Annotated in this window: 1 protein-coding gene; it reads left to right on the top strand. The window is 75.6% G+C overall.

The window, feature by feature from the left end:
* Positions 1-25 precede the first annotated feature (25 nt).
* Positions 26-21,085 carry a type I polyketide synthase gene (locus EDD40_RS04610; protein WP_123741781.1) on the top strand — a complete coding sequence of 7,020 codons (21,060 nt, stop codon included), beginning with the start codon at positions 26-28 and terminating at the stop codon, positions 21,083-21,085.
* Positions 21,086-21,100: the final 15 nt, after the last annotated feature.

Here is a 21,100-nt window from a genome sequence, read left to right as displayed (position 1 = left end):
ACGGGTCACACCGGTTGGAGCGCCGATGAGCGAGTCGGAGAACGTCGTGCCCGAGTCCACCGCACCGAACCCGGTCGTGGACCGGCTGGCCGGCCTGCACCGGGCGGAGCAGGAACGCGTGCTGCTGGAGGTCGTGCTCCGGCAGGTCGCCGAGGTCCTCGCGGCGGCCCTGCCGGACGCGCCGCCGACCGCGGACGCCACGCGCCCGTTCCGCGACCTGGGCTTCGACTCGTTGGCCGCGGTCGACCTGCACCGCAGGCTCGGCGCGGCCACCGGCCTGGCGCTGCCGGTGACGCTGGTCTACGACCACCCCACGCCGCTGGCCGTGGCGCGGTTCGCGCTGGAACGCGCGCTCGGCGAGGACGTGGCGGTCGAGATCGCCGCCCCGGTCCTGGCCGGACGCCACGACGAGCCGATCGCGGTCGTCGGCATCGGCGTGCGCTACCCCGGCGGCAGCGACACCCCCGAGAAGCTGTGGGACGTGGTCGCGCAGGGCCGCACCGTGATCGGCGGGTTCCCGACCGACCGCGGCTGGGACCTCGACGCGCTGTTCGACGACGAGCCGGGCAAGCCCGGCAAGTCCTACGTCCGGCGTGGCGGTTTCCTCGAGGACGCGGCGGAGTTCGACGCGGAGTTCTTCGGCATCAGCCCGCGCGAGGCGCTGGCCATGGACCCCCAGCAGCGGCTGGTGCTGGAGACGGCGTGGGAGGCGCTGGAGCACGCCGGCGTGGACCCGCTCGGGCTGCGCGGCAGCGACACCGGCGTCTACATCGGAGTGGAGCCCCAGGACTACGGCCCGCGGCTGCACCAGGCGCCCGAGGGCCTGGACGGCTACCTGCTGACCGGCAACGCGCCCAGCGTCGTGTCCGGCCGGCTCGCCTACGCCTTCGGCCTGGAGGGGCCGACCGTCTCGGTGGACACCGCGTGCTCCGGCTCGCTGGTGGCGCTGCACCTGGCGGTGCGGGCACTGCGCAACGGCGACTGCTCGATGGCCCTGGCCGGCGGTGTCGCGATCATGGCCCACCCCGGCGCGTTCACCGCGTTCAGCACGCAGCGCGGCCTGGCGCCGGACGGGGTGTGCAAACCGTTCGCGGCGGCGGCCGACGGCACCGGCTGGGCCGAGGGCGCGGGTGTCGTCGTGGTCATGCGGCTGTCCGACGCGCTGGCCGCCGGGCACCGAGTGCTCGGCGTGGTGCGCGGCACCGCCATCAACCAGGACGGCGCGTCCAACGGCCTCACCGCGCCCAGCGGCCCCGCCCAGCAGAAGGTGATCCGGCGCGCGCTGGCCGACGCCGGCCTCGAACCGTCCGAAGTGGACATGGTGGAGGCGCACGGCACCGGCACCCGCCTCGGCGACCCGATCGAGGCGCAGGCGCTGCTGGCCACCTACGGCCAGGGGCGCGACGAGCCGCTGTGGCTCGGCTCGATCAAGTCCAACATCGGCCACAGCCAGGCCTCGGCGGGCATCGCCGGCCTGGTGAAGGTCCTGTACGCGATGCGCGAGGGCGTGCTGCCCAAGACCCTGCACGTCGACGCCCCCACCCCGAACGTCGACTGGGGCTCCGGCGCCGTCGAGCTGCTGACCGAGTCCCGCCCGTGGCCCCGGGGCGACCAGCCGCGGCGCGGCGCGGTGTCGTCGTTCGGCGTCAGCGGCACGAACGCGCACGTGGTCCTGGAGGAGCCGCCCGCCGCCGAGCCCGTCGCGCCGCCGGAACCGGAGCCCGTGGTGCTCGTGGTGTCCGCACGCGGCGAGGCCGCCCTGCGCGCCCAGGCCGACCGCCTCGCCGGGTTCCTCGCCGAGCCCGACCCGCGCACCGGCACCCCGCCGAACCTGGTCGACACCGCGCGCGAGCTGGCCACCCGCCGTGCCGCGCTGGAGCACCGCGCGGTGATCTTCGCCGAGGACCGCGACGACGCCGTCCGCGCGTTGACCGCGCTCGCCCGGGGAGAAGAAGCTCCCGGCCTGGTGCGCGGCGCGAAGGGACCCGGGCTGCTCGCCTTCCTGTTCACCGGCCAGGGCAGCCAGCGGCTGGACGCCGGCAGGCGGCTCTACCGCGCGTTCCCCGTGTTCGCCAAGGCGGTGGACGCCGCGTGCGGCTGGCTCGACCTCCAGTTGGAGCACCCGCTCGGCGACGTGATGTTCGCCGCGCCGGGCAGCGACCTGGCCGCGTTGCTCGACCGGACCTCCTACGCGCAGAGCGCCCTGTTCGCCCTGGAGACCGCGCTGTACCGGCTGGTCGAGTCGTGGGGCGTGCGCCCGGACGTGCTCGTCGGCCACTCGCTGGGCGGGATCACCGCCGCGCACGTCGCGGGCGTGCTGTCGCTGGAGGACGCGGCGTTGCTGGTCGGCGCGCGCGGCCGGCTGATGCAGGCGCTGCCCGCCGGCGGCGCGATGGTGTCCGTGCGCGCCGGCGAGGACGAGGTGCGACCGCTGCTCGCCGGCCGGGAGCACGAAGTCGACCTCGCCGCGGTCAACGGGCCGCGCGCCGTGGTGCTGTCCGGCGCGGAGGACGCCGTGCTGGAGATCGCCGGCGTGCTCGCCGAGCGGGGCGTGAAGACCAAGCGGCTGCGGGTCGACCGCGCCTTCCACTCGCCGCTGATGGAACCGGTGCTCGCCGACTTCCGGCGGGTCGCCGAGGTGATGACCTACTCGCCGCCGACGATCCCGGTCGTCTCCGACGTCACCGGCCGGCCCGCGACCGCCGACCAGCTGTGCGCGCCGGAGTACTGGGTCGGGCAGGTGCGCCGCGCGGTCCGGTTCCACGACGCCGTGCGGCACCTCGCGGACAGCGGGGTGACCACGTTCCTCGAACTGGGCCCGGACCCGGTGCTCACCGCGATGGCGCAGGACACCGTGGACGACGCGGAGGCGGCCTTCGCCCCGTTGCTGCGCAAGGACCGCGACGAGGTCGCCGACGTGCGCGCCGCCGTGGCCCTGGCCCACGTGCGCGGCGCCGGGGTCGACTGGGCGGCGCTGCTGCCCAAGGGCGTCGGCGCGCGCGTGGACCTGCCGACCTACGCGTTCCAGCGCACGCGCTTCTGGCTGGAGTCCGGTCCCGCCGGGGCCGACGCCGCCGGCCTGGGCCAGCGCGCCGCCGACCACCCGCTGGTCGGCGCGGTGGTCGGGCTCGCGGGCGGCGACGGCGTGGTGCTCACCGGCCGGGTGTCCCGGCGCACGCACCCCTGGCTCGCCGACCACACGATCTCCGGCGCGGTGCTGCTGCCCGGCACCGCGTTCGTGGAGCTGGCGGTGCGCGCCGGCGACGAGGTCGCCTGCCCGGTGCTGGAGGAGCTGACCCTGGAGGCGCCGCTGGTGCTGCCCGACGAGGGCGGCGTGGTGCTCCAGGTGGTGGTGGACGCGCCCGGCGACGACGGCCGCCGCGCCGTGACCGTCCACACGCGACCGGAGAACTCGCCCGGCGCGGTCGTGTGGACGCGGCACGCGGGCGGTGTGCTGGCCGCCGGCCCCGTGCCCGCGCCGCGACCCCTCGACGCGTGGCCACCGGTGGGGGAGCGGGTGGACGTCTCCCGCGTCTACGCCGACCTGGCCGAGCGCGGCTACGGCTACGGGCCGATGTTCCGAGGTCTGCGCGCGGTGTGGCGCCACGGCGACGACGTGTACGCCGAAGTGGCGTTGCCCGACGGCGAGCGGGCCGCGGCCGCCGACTTCGGGCTGCACCCCGCCGTGCTCGACGCCGCGCTGCACGCGCTGGACGCGGCGGGCGTCGGCCCGGCGGACGAGGTGCGCATCCCGTTCGCCTGGAGCGACGTCGTGCTGCACGCCTCGGGCGCGTCCGCGGTGCGGGTCCGGATCTCACCGGCGGGCGACGACGCGGTCGCGCTGACCGTCGCCGACCCGAGCGGGGCGCCGGTCGCGACGATCGGGTCGTTCGTGTCCCGCGCGGTGACCGCCGAGCAGTTGGCCGCCGCCCGCCGCGAGCACCACGAGTCGCTGTTCCGGCTGGAGTGGACCGGCAGGCACGCCGCGCCCGCGCCGGCCGGTCGCGCCGTCGTCCTGGGCGCGAGCCGTCCCGGCATCACCGGGTACGCCGACCTGACCGCGCTGTCGACGGCGCTGGCGACCGGCGCGGCGGTGCCGGAGGTGGTGCTCTACGAGGTGCCCGTGGCGGGCGGCGACCCGCTCACCGCCGTGCGCGCCTCGGTGAACGCGGTGCTGGACCTGCTGCGCGCCTGGTTGGCCGACGAGCGGTTCGCGTCGTCGCGGCTGGTCGTGGTGACCCGTGACGCGGCGGCCGACGACTTGGCGCACGCCTCGGTGTGGGGTCTCGTGCGCGCCGCGCGGGCGGAGCACCCCGACCGGTTCGCGCTGGTCGACCTGGACGGCGCCGAGGCGTCCGCCGCCAGGCTGGTCGACGCCGCCGCCACCGGCGAACCGGAGCTCGCGGTGCGCGAGGGCGCGGTCCTGGCGCCGAGGCTGGCCAGGGTGCCGGTCGTGGCCGGTCCGTCTGCCGGGTCGTTCGGTGGTGGGACGGTGTTGGTGACTGGTGGTACGGGTGGTTTGGGTGCGGTGTTGGCTCGGCATTTGGTGGTTGGTCATGGTGTGCGGTCGTTGGTGTTGACGAGTCGGCGGGGTCTTGATGCGGTTGGTGCGGTGGAGTTGCGTGATGAGTTGGCCGCAGTGGGTGTGCGGGTGGAGGTGGTGGCGTGTGATGTGGCGGACCGGGTTGCGGTGGCGGGGTTGTTGGCCGGTATCACCGACCTGACCGCCGTGGTGCACGCGGCAGGTGTCGTCGCCGACGGCACGATCGGCACCCTGGACGCCGAGCAGGTCGACACCGTGCTGCGGCCCAAGGCCGACGCCGCCTGGCACCTGCACGAGCTGACCCGCGACCGCGAGCTGACCGCGTTCGTCCTGTACTCCTCCCTCGCCGCGCTGCTGGACAACCCCGGCCAGGGCAACTACGCGGCGGCCAACGCCTTCCTCAACGCCCTCGCCTCCCGCCGCCGCGCCGAGGGCCTGCCCGCGACCGCGTTGACCTGGGGCCTGTGGCTCGGCCAAGACGGCATGGGCGCGGTGCTCGACGAAGCCGCGCTTCAGCGCGTCGAGCGCTCCGGGATGCCGGGCCTGACGCCGGCGGAGAACCTGGCGCTCCTCGACGCCGCGCTGAGCACGGCGGAACCCGTGGTCGTGCCGGTCCGCCTCGACCTGGCCGCGCTGAGCGCCCGCGTCGACGGCGTGCCCGCGCTGCTGCGCGGCCTGGTGCCGGCGGCCCGGCGCACGGCGGGCGGGGCGGTGGCCGGTGGCCCGGCGCCGCTGGCCGGGCTCGCCGACCTGCCCGAGGCGGACCGCGACGCCAAGCTGCTGGAGCTGGTCTGCACCCACGTGGCGGCGGTGCTGGGCCACGGGAGCCCGCAGGCCATCGAACCGCGCAAGGCGTTCCGCGACCTGGGTTTCGACTCGTTGGCCGCGGTGGAGCTGCGCAACCGGTTGAACGCCGTGACGGGGTTGCGGCTGCCCGCGACCCTGGTGTTCGACCACCCGACTCCGGTGGCGCTCGTCGCGCACATCCGGGAGAAGGCGCTCGGCGCGGCCACCCCGACGGCCGCGCCGGGCCACCCCGTCGACCGGGTCGCGGCGGTGGTCGACGAGCCGATCGCGATCGTCGGCATGAGCTGCCGCTACCCGGGCGGCGTGACGACGCCCGAGCAGCTGTGGGAGCTGGTCGCGAACGGTGCGGACGGCATCACGCGGTTCCCCGAGGACCGCGGGTGGAACGTCGCCGACCTGTACGACCCGGAGCCGGGCAAGCCCGGCAAGACCTACTCCGTGGAAGGCGGTTTCCTGGCCGACGCGCTGGACTTCGACGCGGAGTTCTTCGGCATCGGTCCGCGCGAGGCGACGGCGATGGACCCGCAGCAGCGGTTGCTGCTGGAAACCACCTGGGAGGCGTTGGAGCGGGCGGGCATCGACCCGTCGTCGCTCAAGGGCAGCCCGACCGGCGTGTTCGCGGGCGTGATGTACCACGACTACGCGTTGCGGCTGAACCACATCCCCGAGGACCTGGCGGGCTACCTGGGCAACGGGTCGTTGGCGTCGGTCGCGTCCGGCCGGGTGTCCTACGTGCTGGGGCTGGAAGGTCCGGCGGTCACCGTCGACACGGCGTGCTCGTCGTCGTTGGTGTCGATCCACCTGGCGGCGCAGGCGTTGCGCAACGGCGAGTGCTCGCTGGCGCTCGCGGGCGGCGTCACGGTGATGGCGACGCCGGACACGTTCCTGGACTTCAGCCTCCAGCGCGGGTTGGCCGGTGACGGCCGGTCCAAGTCGTTCTCCGCGGACGCCGACGGCACGGGCTGGTCCGAGGGCGTGGGCATCGTGGTGTTGGAGCGGTTGTCGGACGCGCGGCGCAACGGCCACCAAGTCCTGGCGCTGCTGCGCGGGTCGGCGGTGAACCAGGACGGCGCGTCCAACGGCCTCACCGCGCCGAACGGTCCCTCGCAGCAACGGGTGATCCGGGCGGCGTTGGCGAGTGCCGGGTTGTCGCACACCGAGGTCGACGCGGTCGAGGCGCACGGCACCGGTACTCGGTTGGGTGATCCGATCGAGGCGCAGGCGGTGATCGCGACCTACGGCCAGGACCGTTCGGAGCCGCTGTGGTTGGGCTCGATCAAGTCCAACATCGGCCACACGCAGGCGGCGGCGGGCGTCGCCGGTGTGATCAAGATGGTGATGGCGATGCGCCAGGGCGTGCTGCCCAGGACGCTGCACGTGGGCGAACGCACGCCCCAGGTCGAATGGTCCGAAGGCGCCGTCGAGCTGTTGACCGAAGCCCGTGCGTGGCCCGAGACCGGACGTCCGCGTCGGGCCGGTGTGTCGTCGTTCGGCATCTCCGGCACGAACGCGCACCTCGTCCTCGAACAGGCGGCCGACGAACCGGACGTGGTGCGGTCCGAGGCTCCGCTGCGGGCGCCGATCGTGCTGTCCGGCCGCACGGACCAAGCCGTGCGCGACCAGGCGGCCCGGTTGGCTCGGCGGCTGACCGCCGAGCCCGACCTGGCGCTGCCGGACGTGGCGCGTTCGCTGGCCACCGCCCGTGCCGCGCACGAACGGCGGGCCGCCGTCGTCGCCGCCGACCGGGACGGCCTGCTCGCCGCGCTGACCGGGCTCGCCGCCGGGGACACCGGGTCAGGCGTGGTCCAGGGCGGCCGGGTGCCCGGTGGCTTGGCGGTGTTGTTCACCGGGCAGGGTTCGCAGCGGATCGGCATGGGTCGTGAGCTGTACGCGCGGTGGCCGGTGTTCGCGTCGGTGTTCGACGAGGTGTGCGCGGCGGTGGACGTGGAGTTGGGTCGTTCGTTGGCGGAGGTGGTGTTCGGCGACGATCAGGCGGCCTTGGACGACACGGCGATCAGTCAGCCGGCGTTGTTCGCGTTCGAGGTGGCGTTGTTCCGGCTGTTCGAGTCGTGGGGCGTGCGGCCCGATCACGTCGCCGGCCACTCGGTGGGCGAGATCGCGGCGGCGTACGTGGCGGGGGTGTTCTCGCTGGCGGACGCGGTGAAGTTGGTGGTGTCGCGCGGCGCGTTGATGGCAGAGATGCGACCGGACGGCGGCATGGTCGCGGTGGTCGCCGGCGAGGACGAGATCCGCACGTGGCTCGCGGGTGTCGAGGACAAGGTGGACGTGGCGGCGGTCAACGGCCCCCGTTCGGTGGTGGTGTCGGGTGATCGCGCGGTGCTGGACGAGTTGGTGATGCGGTGGAAGGCGGAAGGCCTCAAGTCCCGCGCGCTGCGGGTGTCGCGCGCGTTCCACTCGCCGCACGCCGAGGCGGTGTCGGACCGGTTCCGCGAAGTGGTGCGCTCCTTGTCGTTCGCGGAACCGCGGGTGCCGGTGGTGTCGAACGTGACGGGTCGGGTCGCCGAACCGGGCGAGCTGACCGATCCGGAGTACTGGGTTCGTCACGTGCGGAGTGCGGTGCGCTTCCACGACGGTGTGCGCGCGCTGGAAGAGCGGGGCGTCACGACCTACCTGGAGATCGGGCCGGACGCGGTGCTCACCGGCCTGGGCCAGGACTGCCTGGTCGACCCGACCTCGGCGTCGATGGTGCCGGCGGTGCGCGCCGACCGGTCGGAGACCGCGACCGCGGCGCTGGCGCTCGGCGCGTTGTTCGTGCGCGGCGCGGAACCGGACTGGGCCGAGCTGGTCGGCGACTCCCGCGTGGTGGACCTGCCGACCTACCCGTTCCAGCACCGACGCTACTGGCTGGACGCGACCAGCGGGCCCGGCGACGTCACCGCGGCGGGACTCGGCCCGGCCGGGCACCCGCTGCTCGGCGCGGCGGTCGCCACGGCCGACAACGGCGGCGTGCTGCTGACCGGGCGGCTGTCGCTGGGCACCCACCGCTGGCTGGCCGACCACGCCGCCGCCGGCACGACCCTGCTGCCCGGCACGGCGTTCGTGGAACTCGCCGTGCGCGCCGGCGACCAGGTCGGCTGCGACCGGGTCGAGGAGCTGACCCTCGAAGCGCCGCTTGTGCTGCCCGCGCGCGGTGGCGTGGTGCTCCAGGTCGCGGTGGGTGGCGAGGACGCGACCGGGCGACGAGCGGTGACCATCCACTCGCGCCTCGACGGGGCCGAGGACGCGTGGACGCGGCACGCCACCGGTTTCGTGGACCGCGCGCCCCGCACCGCGCCCGACCGGCTCACCCAGTGGCCGCCCGCCGACGCGACCCGCGTGGACGTGGCAGCGCTCTACGACGAGCTGGCCGCCGGCGGTTACGACTACGGGCCGGTGTTCCGGGGGCTGCGCGCCGCCTGGCGCTCCGGTGACGACGTCTACGCGGAGGTGGCCCTGCCCGACGGCGTCGCCGACGCGGCGGGTTTCGGCCTGCACCCGGCGCTGCTGGACGCCTGCCTGCACGCGACCGGCGCGGGCGGCGACGAGGGCGTCGTCGAGCTGCCGTTCGCCTGGACGGGCGTGTCGCTGCACGCCACCGGCGCGACCGCCGTCCGGGTGCGGGTCACCCCGGTCGGCGACCACGCGGTGGCGCTGCTGCTCACCGACCCGGCGGGCGATCCGGTGGCGACGGTCGAGGCGCTGGTCACCCGGCCGGTGCCGGTCGCCGCGCTGACCGTCGCGACCGGCCCGGACGTGCTGTACCGGGTCGACTGGGTGCCTGCGTCGGCGACGCCCGCCGCGGGCGCGCTGACCGAGGTGACCGATCTCGCCGAGCTGGACGACGTGCCGGACTGGGTGCTGCTGCGCCCGGCGCCCGCCACCGCCCGGTCCACGGTGGACGCCGTGCTGACGGCCGTGCGCACGTGGCTGGCCGATGACCGCTTCGCCGCCGCGCGCCTGGTCGTGACGACCTCGGGCGCGGTGCCCGCCGGTGGCACCACCGTGGACGAGACCGTCGCGCCCGCGTGGGGGCTGGTGCGGGCCGCCCAGGCGGAGAACCCGGACCGGTTCGTGCTGCTGGACCTGGACGACCCGGCCGCCGACCCGCGCCCCGCGCTCGGGTCGGCCGAGCCGGAGGTCGCGGTCCGCGCCGGCGCGCTGCTCGTGCCCCGGCTGGCCCGGGCGACCGGCGGGCCCGCCTTCGAGTGGACCGACGAGGACCGCGTGCTGGTCACCGGCGGCACCGGTGGCCTGGGCGCGCTGGTGGCACGGCACCTGGTCGGGCGTGGCGTGCGGTCGTTGGTGCTGACCAGCCGCCAAGGCCTCGACGCGACCGGCGCGGCGGAGCTGCGCGACGAGCTGACCGCGGCGGGCGCCCGGGTCGAGGTGGTGGCGTGCGACGTCGCCGACCGCGACGCGGTGGCCGCCGTGCTGGCCGGCGTCGACGGCCTGACCGCGGTGGTGCACGCGGCGGGCGTGCTGGCCGACGGGCTCGTGTCGGGCATGACGCCCGAGCAGGTGGACACCGCGTGGCGGCCCAAGGCCGACGGCGCGCGGCACCTGCACGAGCTGGCCGGCGACCTGCGCGCGTTCGTGCTGTTCTCCTCCGCCGCCGGCGTGGTGGACGGCGCGGGCCAGGGCAACTACGCCGCCGCGAACGCCTACCTCGACGCGCTCGCGCACGCCCGCCGCGCGCGGGGCCTGCCCGCCGTCTCCCTGGCCTGGGGCCTGTGGGAGCAGCGCAGCGGGATGACCGCGCACCTGTCCGAGGCCGACGTGGCGCGGATGGGCCGGGCCGGGCTGCCCGCCCTGCCCACCGCCGACGGCCTGGCCGCCTTCGACGCCGCCCTGGCGGCGGACGACCCGGCGTTGGTGCCGGTCAAGCTCGACTTCACCGCCCTGCGCGCTCGCGGCGGGCAACTGCCACCGCTGTTCCACGGTCTGGTGCGACCGGCCCGGCGCGCGGCGGGCACGGTCCGCGCGGGCGGCGCGGACTTCGCCGACGACCTGGCGGCCCGGCCCGCCGCCGAGCGCGACCGGGTGCTGCTGGACCTCGTGCGGGCGCACGTGGCGGCGGTGCTGGGGCACGACAGCCCGCAGGCCGTGGAGCCCGGACGCGCGTTCAGCGAGATCGGGTTCGACTCGCTGGCCGCGGTGGAGCTGCGCAACCGGTTGAACGCCGTGACGGGGTTGCGGCTGCCCGCGACGCTGGTCTTCGACTACGCCACCCCGGTGGCGCTCGCGACCCACATCGGTGCCACGGTGCTCGGCGACGGGCCGAGGGTCGAACCGGCGCCGCCGCCGGCTCGACCGGTCGACGACCCGATCGCCATCGTCGCGATGAGCTGCCGCTACCCCGGCGGGGTGAGCACGCCCGAGCAGCTGTGGCGGCTGGTCGCGGACGGGGTGGACGCGGTGTCGGAGTTCCCCGGCGACCGGGGCTGGGACGTGGACGCGATCTTCGACCCGGAACCGGGCCGCGCCGGCAAGACCTACGTGCGCGAAGGCGGTTTCCTGCGCGACGCGCTGGACTTCGACGCGGAGTTCTTCGGCATCGGTCCGCGCGAGGCGACGGCGATGGACCCGCAGCAGCGCCTGCTGCTGGAGGCGTCCTGGGAGGCGTTGGAGCGGGCGGGCATCGACCCGCTGTCGCTCAAGGGCAGCCCGACCGGCGTGTTCGCCGGCGTGATGTACCACGACCACGGCACCCGGCTGCGCGAGGTGCCCGAGGACATCGCCGGGTACATCGGCAACGGCAGCATCGCCAGCGTCCTGTCCGGCCGCGTGTCCTACGTGCTGGGGCTGGAAGGTCCGGCGGTGTCGGTGGACACGGCGTGCTCGTCGTCGTTGGTGTCCATTCACCTGGCGGCGCAGGCGTTGCGCAACGGGGAGTGCTCGCTGGCGCTCGCGGGCGGTGTCACGGTGATGGCGACGCCGGACACGTTCGTCGACTTCAGCCTCCAGCGCGGGTTGGCCGGCGACGGCCGGTCCAAGTCGTTCTCCGCGGACGCCGACGGCACGGGCTGGGGCGAGGGCGTGGGCCTGCTGGTGCTGGAACGCCTGTCCGACGCCCGGCGCAACGGCCACCAGGTCCTGGCGCTGCTGCGCGGGTCGGCGGTCAACCAGGACGGCGCGTCCAACGGCCTCACCGCGCCGAACGGCCCCTCGCAGCAACGGGTGATCCGGGCGGCGCTCGCGGCCGGCGGCGTGCGGCCCGCCGAGGTGGACGTGGTCGAGGCGCACGGCACCGGCACCCCGCTCGGCGACCCGATCGAGGCGCAGGCGGTCATCGCCACCTACGGCCAGGACCGCGACACCCCGCTCTACCTCGGCTCGATCAAGTCGAACATCGGCCACACGCAGGCGGCGGCGGGCGTCGCGGGCGTGATCAAGATGGTGCTGGCGATGCGGGCGGGCGAGGTGCCGCGCACGCTGCACGTCACCGAGCCCAGCCCGCAGGTCGACTGGGAGCTCGGCGCGGTGCAGCTGCCGACGAGCACGGTGCCGTGGCCGCGGACCGGGCGTCCGCGTCGGGCCGGTGTGTCGTCGTTCGGCATCTCGGGCACCAACGCGCACGTCGTGCTGGAACAGGCACCCGCCGAGGACCCGGCGGACGCGCCCGAGCCGGTCGAATTCGGGCCGGTCGGGGCTGGTCCGGTGCCGTTCGCGCTGTCCGGCCGGACCCGCGCGGCGGTGGCGCAGCAGGCCGCGCGGCTCGCCGCCCACCTGGCCGAGCACCCCGACCCCGACCTGCGGGCGGAGGACGTGGCGCACTCCCTGGTGACCACGCGGGCCGCGCTGGAGCACCGCGCGGTGGTCGTGGGGGAAGACCTGGCCGAGTTGCGGGCGGGCGTCGTGGCGCTCGCCGAGGGTGACGCTGCCGCCACCCCGGTCGAGGGCGTCGCCGGCGCCGATCCCCGCGTGGTGTTCGTGTTCCCCGGTCAGGGCACGCAGTGGGCGGGCATGGCCGTGGAGCTGCTCGACTCCTCGCCGGTGTTCGCCGAGCGGATGGCCGAGTGCGCCGCCGCGCTGGAGCGGCACGTGGACTGGCGGCTGCTCGACGTGGTGCGCGGCCTGCCCGGCACCCCGCCGCTGGACCGCGTCGACGTCGTGCAGCCCGTGCTGTGGTCGGTGATGGTGTCGCTGGCCGAGCTGTGGCGGTCGCACGGCGTGCGCCCGGACGCGGTCGTCGGGCACTCCCAGGGCGAGATCGCGGCGGCGGTCGTCGCGGGCGGGCTGTCGGTGCGGGACGGCGCGGCGGTCGTGGCGCTGCGCAGCCTGGCGATCGCCGAGGACCTGGCGGGCAAGGGCGGGATGATGTCCGTGCTGCTGCCCGTGGAACAGGTGCGCGAGCACCTGACGCCGGGCGCGTCCGTCGCGGCGGTCAACGGCCCGGCGTCGGTGGTGCTCTCCGGTGACCCGGCCGCGCTCGACGCCGCGGGCGAGGCGTTGACGGCCGGCGGCGCGCGGGTGCGCCGGGTGGCGGTGGACTACGCCTCGCACTCGTCGCACGTGGAGGCGCTGCGCGAGCGGCTCGCCGAGGTGCTGGCGGGCATCGCGCCGCGCACCGGGAGCGTGCCGTTCTACTCGACGGTCACCGCCGAGCCGGTCGACACCGCGACGCTGGACGCCGACTACTGGTACGCGAACCTGCGCGAGACCGTGGACTTCATCGGCGCCACCCGCGCGCTGGTCGCCGACGGCCACACGGTGTTCGTCGAGTGCAGCCCGCACCCGGTGCTCACCGCCGCCGTGCAGGACACGGCCGACGCCGGCGGGGTCGAGGTCGCCGCCGTCGGTTCGCTGCGCCGTGACGACGGCGGCCCGCGCCGGCTGCTGCTGTCCCTCGCGGAGGCGTGGACCCGCGGCGCGCCGGTGGACTGGGCGGGGCTGCTCGCCGACGCCGCTCCGCGCACGGTCGACCTGCCCACCTACGCCTTCCAGCGCCGCCGCTTCTGGCTCGACGCGACCGCGCCCGCGGGCGACGTGTCGTCGGCCGGCCTCGGCTCCGCCGAGCACCCGCTGCTCGGCGCGGTGGTCACCGTCGCGGACGCCGACGAGGTGCTGCTCAGCGGACGGCTGTCGTTGTCCTCGCACGCCTGGCTGGCCGACCACGCGCTGTCCGGGACGCCCCTGCTGCCCGGCACCGCGTTCGTCGAGCTCGCGCTCCGGGCCGGTGACGAGGTCGGCTGCGACCTGGTGGAGCAGCTCACGATCGAGGCGCCGTTGCCGCTGCCCGGCCGCGGCGGGGTGCGGGTGCAGGTGCGGGTCGGCGCGTCCGACCCGACCGGCCGCCGTGCCGTGACCGTCCACTCGCGACCGGACGACCGGGACGGCCCGTGGACCCGGCACGCGTCGGGTTCGCTGGCCGAGACCGGCGCGGAAGCGGACTTCGAGCTGACCGCGTGGCCACCGGCAGGCGCCGAACCGGTCGATTTGACCGGCGCTTACGACGTGCTCGCCGATCGCGGGTACCAGTACGGCCCGGCGTTGCGCGGGCTGCGCGCCGCGTGGCGGGCCGGTGCCGAGGTGTACGCCGAAGTCGCGCTGCCCGAGGTCGTGACCGCGACCGGCTTCGGCCTGCACCCGGCGCTGCTCGACGCCGCGCTGCACGCCGCCCTGGTGGTGGAGGACGCGAGCGGACCGCCCCAGGTGCCGTTCGAGTGGACCGGTGTCGGGTTGTTCGCGACCGGCGCGACGGCGCTGCGCGTGAGGTTGACCCCCTCGGGCGCGAACGGCCTGGCCATCCGGATCGCCGACCACACCGGCGCGCCGGTCGCCGCCGTGGCGGCCCTGCTCTCCCGCGAGGTGTCCGCGCCGGCCGGTGGCGTGGCGGACGCGCTGTTCGGCATCGACTGGACGCCGCTCACCGCCGAGCCGACCACCGGCCGGATCGTGGTGCTCGGCGGCGGGCTGGGCAAGTACGTGCCGCAGGTCGCCGGACTGGCCGAGCTGACCGACGTGCCCGACTGGGCGGTGCTCCCGGTCGTCCCGGCGGGCGACAGGTCCACCGTGGACGACGTGCTGGCGGTGGTCCGGGACTGGCTGGCCGACGAGCGGTTCGCCGCGGCCCGCCTGGTCGTGCTGACCCGGGGTGGCGCCGACGCGGGCGACGCGCCGGTCGACCCCGCCGTGGCCGCGGTGCACGGTCTGGTGCGCGCGGCGGCCTCGGAGCACCCGGACCGCTTCGTGCTGGTGGACACCGACCGCTGGCCGGTCGGGTGGGACGAGCTGACCTCGGCGCTCGGCGCGGGCGAACCCGAGGTCGCGATCCGCGACGAGGAGCTGTTCGCCCGCCGCCTCGTGCGGGTGCCGGTCGTGGCCGGTCCGTCTGCCGGGTCGTTCGGTGGTGGGACGGTGTTGGTGACTGGTGGTACGGGTGGTTTGGGTGCGGTGTTGGCTCGGCATTTGGTGGTTGGTCATGGTGTGCGGTCGTTGGTGTTGACGAGTCGGCGGGGTCTTGATGCGGTTGGTGCGGTGGAGTTGCGTGATGAGTTGGCCGCAGTGGGTGTGCGGGTGGAGGTGGTGGCGTGTGATGTGGCGGACCGCGTTGCGGTGGCGGGGTTGCTGGCCGGTATCACCGACCTGACCGCCGTCGTGCACGCCGCTGCCGCACTCGACGACGCGCTCGTCACCGACCTGGATGACGCGCGCTTCGACACCGCGTGGCGGCCCAAGGCCGACGGCGCTCGGCACCTGCACGAGCTGACCGGCGACCTGACGGCGTTCGTCGCCTTCTCGTCGGCGGCGGGCGCGGTGGACGGCGGCGGCCAGGGCAACTACGCCGCGGCCAACGCCTACGTGGACGGCCTGGTCCACGCCCGCCGCGCGGCCGGTCTGCCCGGCACGTCGCTGGCCTGGGGCTTCTGGCAGCAGCGCAGCGGGATGACCGCGCACCTCACCGACGCCGACGTGGCCCGCCTGGCCCGCTCGGGCCTGCTGGGGTTGACCACCGAGGAGGGCTTGGCGCTGTTCGACGCGGCGCTGGCCGCCGACCGGGCGCTGCTCGTGCCGATGCGGCTGGACACGGCGGCGCTGCGGGCGCGGGGCGAGGTGCCCGCGTTGTTCCGCGCGCTGGTGCGCAAGCCCGCGCGCCGGGTGTCCGGCCCTTCGGCCGCGGGCGGGCCGTCGCTCGCCGACCGGCTCACCGCGCTGCCCGGGACCGAACGCGACCACCTGCTGCTGGAGCTGGTGCGCACGCACGTGGCGGCGGTGCTGGGTCACGACGGCGTCGAGGCGGTGGAACCCCGCAAGGCGTTCCGCGACCTGGGCTTCGACTCGTTGGCGTCGGTGGAGCTGCGCAACCGGCTCAACGCGGTGACGGGGTTGCGGCTGCCCGCGACCCTGGTGTTCGACCACCCGACGCCGGTGGTCCTCGCGGCGCTGCTCAAGTCCGAGCTGCTGGGCGAGGACACCCCGGTGCGGACCGCTCCCACCCCGGCCGCGGTGTCCGACGACCCGATCGTCGTCGTCGGCATGGGCTGCCGGTTCCCCGGCGGGGTCACCACACCCGAACAGCTGTGGCAGCTGCTCGCGGCCGGGCGCGACGGCATCTCGCCCCTGCCGTCCGACCGGGGCTGGGACGTGGAGGCCCTGTACGACCCGGAACCGGGCAAGGCGGGCAGGTTCTGCGCGCTGGAGGGTGGCTTCCTGCACGACGCCGCCGACTTCGACCCCGCGTTCTTCGGCATCTCGCCGCGTGAGGCGTTGGCGATGGACCCGCAGCAGCGGTTGCTGCTGGAGACGTCCTGGGAGGCGTTGGAGCGGGCGGGCATCGACCCGACCGGCCTGCGCGGCAGCCACACCGGCGTGTTCGTGGGCATCATGTACAACGACTACGCGACCCGGCTGAACCACATCCCGGAGGACCTGGCGGGCTACCTGGGCAACGGGTCGTTGGCGTCGGTCGCGTCCGGCCGGTTGTCCTACGTCTTCGGCTTCGAGGGGCCGTCGTTGTCGGTGGACACGGCGTGCTCGTCGTCGCTGGTGTCGATCCACCTGGCGGCGCAGGCGTTGCGCAACGGCGAGTGCTCGCTCGCCCTCGCGGGCGGCGTGAGCGTGATGGCCACCCCGGACACGCTGATCGACTTCAGCCTCCAGCGCGGCCTCGCGCCCGACGGTCGGGCGAAGTCCTTCTCCGCCGACGCCGACGGCACCGCGATGTCCGAGGGCGTGGGCATCGTGGTGTTGGAGCGGTTGTCGGACGCGCGGCGCAATGGTCATCAGGTGTTGGCGTTGGTGCGCGGGTCGGCGGTGAACCAGGACGGCGCGTCGAATGGTTTGACGGCGCCGAATGGTCCGTCTCAGCAGCGGGTGATCCGGGCGGCGTTGGCGAGTGCGGGGTTGTCGCACACCGAGGTGGACGCGGTCGAGGCGCACGGCACCGGTACCCGGTTGGGTGATCCGATCGAGGCGCAGGCGGTGATCGCGACCTACGGCCAGGACCGCCCGGAGCCCCTGTACCTCGGTTCGGTGAAGTCGAACTTCGGGCACACGCAGGCGGCGGCCGGTGTGGCCGGGGTGATCAAGATGGTGATGGCGATGCGCGAGGGCGTGCTGCCGAAGACGTTGCACGTGGGGGAGCGCACGCCGCAGGTGGAGTGGTCGGAGGGCGCCGTCGAGCTGTTGACGGAGGCCCGCGCGTGGCCCGAGACGGGTCGTCCGCGTCGGGCCGGTGTGTCGTCGTTCGGCATCTCGGGCACCAACGCGCACCTCGTGCTGGAGCAGGCTCCCGCACCGGAGCCGGCCCCGGTGGACACCGACACCGCGGCGCCGGTCGCGCCCCTGCTGGTCTCGGCGGTCGGTGAGGCGGCCCTCCGGGCGCAGGCGGCCAACCTGCGGGCGGCGCTGGTCGACGGCCTGCCGCTGGCGGACGTGGTCCGCGCCGCCGCCACGACCCGGTCGGCGCTGGAGCACCGGGCCGCCGTCTCCGCCACCGACCCCGATGCCGTCGTCGCGGCGCTGGACGCGCTCGCACGTGACGGCGAGGGGCCGGGCGTGGTGCGCGCGGACCGCTCCGCGGGCCGGTTGGCGGTGTTGTTCACCGGGCAGGGTTCGCAGCGGGTCGGCATGGGTCGTGAGCTGCACGCGCGGTGGCCGGTGTTCGCGTCGGTGTTCGACGAGGTGTGCGCGGCGGTGGACGTGGAGTTGGGTCGTTCGTTGGCGGAGGTGGTGTTCGGCGACGATCAGGCGGCCTTGGACGACACGGCGATCAGCCAGCCGGCGTTGTTCGCGTTCGAGGTGGCGTTGTTCCGGTTGTTCGAGTCGTGGGGCGTGCGGCCGGACTTCGTGGCCGGTCATTCCGTGGGTGAGATCGTGGCGGCACATGTGGCGGGGGTGTTCTCGCTGGCGGACGCGGTGAAGTTGGTGGTGTCGCGCGGCGCGTTGATGGGGGAGATGCGGTCGGACGGCGGCATGGTCGCGGTGGTGGCGACCGAGGAGGAGGTGCGGCGCTGGCTGGTCGGCTCGGAGGGCCGGGTGGACGTGGCGGCGGTCAATGGCCCGCGTTCGGTGGTGGTGTCGGGTGACCGCGCGGTGCTGGACGAGTTGGTGGTGAGGTGGCGGGCGGAGGGTCGCAAGACCCGCGCGCTGCGGGTGTCGCGCGCGTTCCACTCGCCGCACGCGGAGCCGGTGTTGGACCGGTTCCGCGAAGTGGTGCGCTCCTTGTCCTGTGCGGAGCCGCGGGTGCCGGTGGTGTCGAACGTGACGGGCCGGGTCGCGGAACCGGGCGAGCTGACCGATCCGGAGTACTGGGTTCGTCACGTGCGGGGCGCGGTGCGCTTCCACGACGGTGTGCGCGCGCTGGAGGACCAAGGGGTCACGACCTACCTGGAGATCGGCCCGGACGCGGTGCTCACCGGTCTCGCCCAGGAGTGCTTGCTCGACCCGACCTCGGCGTTCCTGGCGCCGGCGTCGCGGGCCGACCGGTCGGAGACCGCGACCGCGGCGCTGGCGCTCGGCGCGTTGTTCGTCCGTGGCGCGGAACCGGACTGGTCGGCGGTGTTCGCCGGGTCCGGCACGCGGGTCGTGGACCTGCCGACCTACCCGTTCCAGCGCCGCCGCTACTGGCTCGACGTGGTCGACGGCGGCGCGGGCCACCCGCTCGCGGGCGAGGTCGTGGCGCTCGCCGACGACGGCGTCCTGCTCACCGGCCGCGTCTCACCGGCCGCGCAGCCCTGGCTGGCCGACCACGCGGTCGCCGGGCGGGTGCTGGTGCCCGGCGCGGTGCTGGCGGAGCTGGCGGTCCACGCGGGCGACCAGGTCGGCTGCGACCGGGTCGAGGAGCTGACCCTCGAAGCGCCGCTCGTGCTGCCCGCGCGCGGCGCCGTGGTGCTCCAGGTCGCGGTGAGCGGTCCGGACCCGTCCGCGCGCCGGTCGTTGACCGTCCACACGCGACCGGACGTCCCCGGCTCCGAGTGGACCCGGCACGCCACCGGTGTGCTCGCCACCGGCCTCGCGGCGCCGGCCGTCGACTGGGACGAGTGGCCGCCCGCCGGCGCGGTGGAGGTCGACCTGACCGGGTGGTACGACGCGCTGGCCGATCGCGGCTACGCCTACGGCCCGGCGTTCCGCGGCCTGGTGGCGGCGTGGCGGCGCGGTGACGACGTGTTCGGCGAGGTGGTGGCGGACGACGCGACGGCCGCCGGGGCGGACCGGTTCGGCCTGCACCCGGCGCTGCTGGACGCGGCGTTGCACACCACCGGCCTGCTCGACGATGAAGACGGCGACGGGGTCAGCGTGCCGTTCGCCTGGCGCGACGTCGTCCTGCACGCGTCCGGCGCGTCGGTGCTGCGCGTGCGGCTGAGCCGGGCCGGGGACGGCGGCTACACCTTCGAGCTGGCGGACGCCGCCGGCGCGCCGGTCGCCTCGGTCGGATCGCTGGCGGTGCGCCCGCTGCCCGTGCCCGAGCAGGGGTCGGCCGCGCTGCACCGGGTCGACTGGACGCCGGCGCCCGGCGCGGCCGGCGCCCCGGTGCGGGCGGCCGTGGTGGCGCCCGAGCCCCGGTTCGGCGCGGTCGCGCACCCCGACGTGGCCTCCGCCGCGGCCTCCGGCGCGGACTTCGTGCTGCTGCCGCTGGAACCGACCTCGGGCGACGATCCGGCCGCGGCCGGTCGCGAGGCGGTGACGCGACTGGTCGACGTGCTGCGGGACTGGGTCCGCGGCGCACCGGCGGCCCGGTTGGTGGTCGTCACGACCGGCGCGGTCGCGGTCGCGCAGGACGAGTCAGCGGTGAACCTGGCGCACGCGCCGTTGTGGGGACTGCTTCGCTCGGTGCAGGCCGAGCACCCCGGCCTGGTCGTGGCGCTGGACGTGGACGGGCGCGCCGAGTCCGACCACGCCGTGACCGCCGCCCTGGCCTCGGATGAGCCGCAGGTGGCGGTGCGCGGCGGCCGGGTGCACGTGCCCCGGCTGGTGCGGGCGGCTGACGGTGTCCGCCCCGACTTCGGCGCCGGCACGGTGCTGGTGACCGGTGGCGCCGGCGGGATCGGCGCCGCGGTGGCCAGGCACCTGGTGACCGCCCACGGTGTGCGCAGGCTGCTGCTCGTCGGCCGGCGCGGGCCGGCCACGCCGGGCGTCGAGGAGCTGGTGGCGGACCTGGCCGCGGCGGGTGCGGCGGTCGAGGTGGCGGCGTGCGACGTGGCCGACCGCGACGCGCTGGCGGCGTTGGTGGCCGGGGTGGAGCTGTCGGCGGTGGTGCACGCGGCGGGGGTGGTGGACGACGCGCTGCTGACCGACCTCACGGCCGACCAGGTGGACGCGGCGTGGCGGCCGAAGGCCGAGGCGGCGTGGCACCTGCACGAGCTGACCCACGACCACGACCTCAAGGCGTTCGTGCTGTTCTCGTCCCTGGTGTCGGTGCTCGGCGGCGCGGGCCAGACGGCCTACGCGGCGGCGAACGCGTTCCTGGACGGCCTGGCGCGGGCACGTCGGGCGCAGGGGCTGCCGGCCACGGCCCTCGCCTGGGGCCTGTGGCACGGGGTCGACAGCGGCATGACCGCGGGCCTCGACGACCGGGACCTGCGGCGGATGGCGGAGTCGGGTGTGGTGGCGCTGAGCCCTCGGGAAGGGTTGGCGCTGTTCGACGCGGCGGTGGCGGGAGACCGGGCGGAACTGGTCCCGGCGCGGGTGGACTTCGCGGCGGCGCGCTCGGCCCCGGGCCCGGTCGCGGCCGTGCTGCGTGGTGTGCCGCGTGGCGGGCGCCGTGCCGCGCGGGCCGTCGAGCCGGACGCCGTGCGGCTCGACGCGCTGTCGCCGGGCGACCTCCGCGCGCACCTGCTGGAGCTGGTCCGCGCCGCGACCGCGGCCGTGCTGGGCCACGACGGTCCGCAGGCGGTCGACCCGGCCAAGGGCTTCCTGGACCTGGGCTTCGACTCGCTGGCGGCGGTCGAGCTGCGCAACCGGCTGGGCGAGCGGCTGGACGTGCGGCTGTCGGCGACGCTGGTCTACGACCACCCCACGCCGGCGGAGGTGGCGGACTTCTTGGTGGTCGAGCTGGGCGGCGCGGGCGAGGCGGCGCCGTCGCTGGAGGACGAGCTGGCGCGGTTGGAGGCGGTGCTCGACGTGACCGCGCCGGGCGAGGAGGAACGCGCCCGCGTGGAGGCGAGGTTGCGCGCCTTGGTGGCCCGGCTGGCGCCCGGCGTGCCCGAATCGGGGAACGGGGAGGCGTCGCTCGACGCCGTGACGGCCGACGAGCTGTTCGACATCCTCGACGAGGAGTTGGAGACGACCGACTGACCGCGGTGGTGGATC

This window comes from Saccharothrix texasensis, assembly GCF_003752005.1.
Lineage (GTDB): Bacteria > Actinomycetota > Actinomycetes > Mycobacteriales > Pseudonocardiaceae > Actinosynnema > Actinosynnema texasense.
The sequence above is the reverse complement of the archived record's forward strand: the minus strand, read 5'-3'. Positions and strand labels throughout refer to the sequence as shown.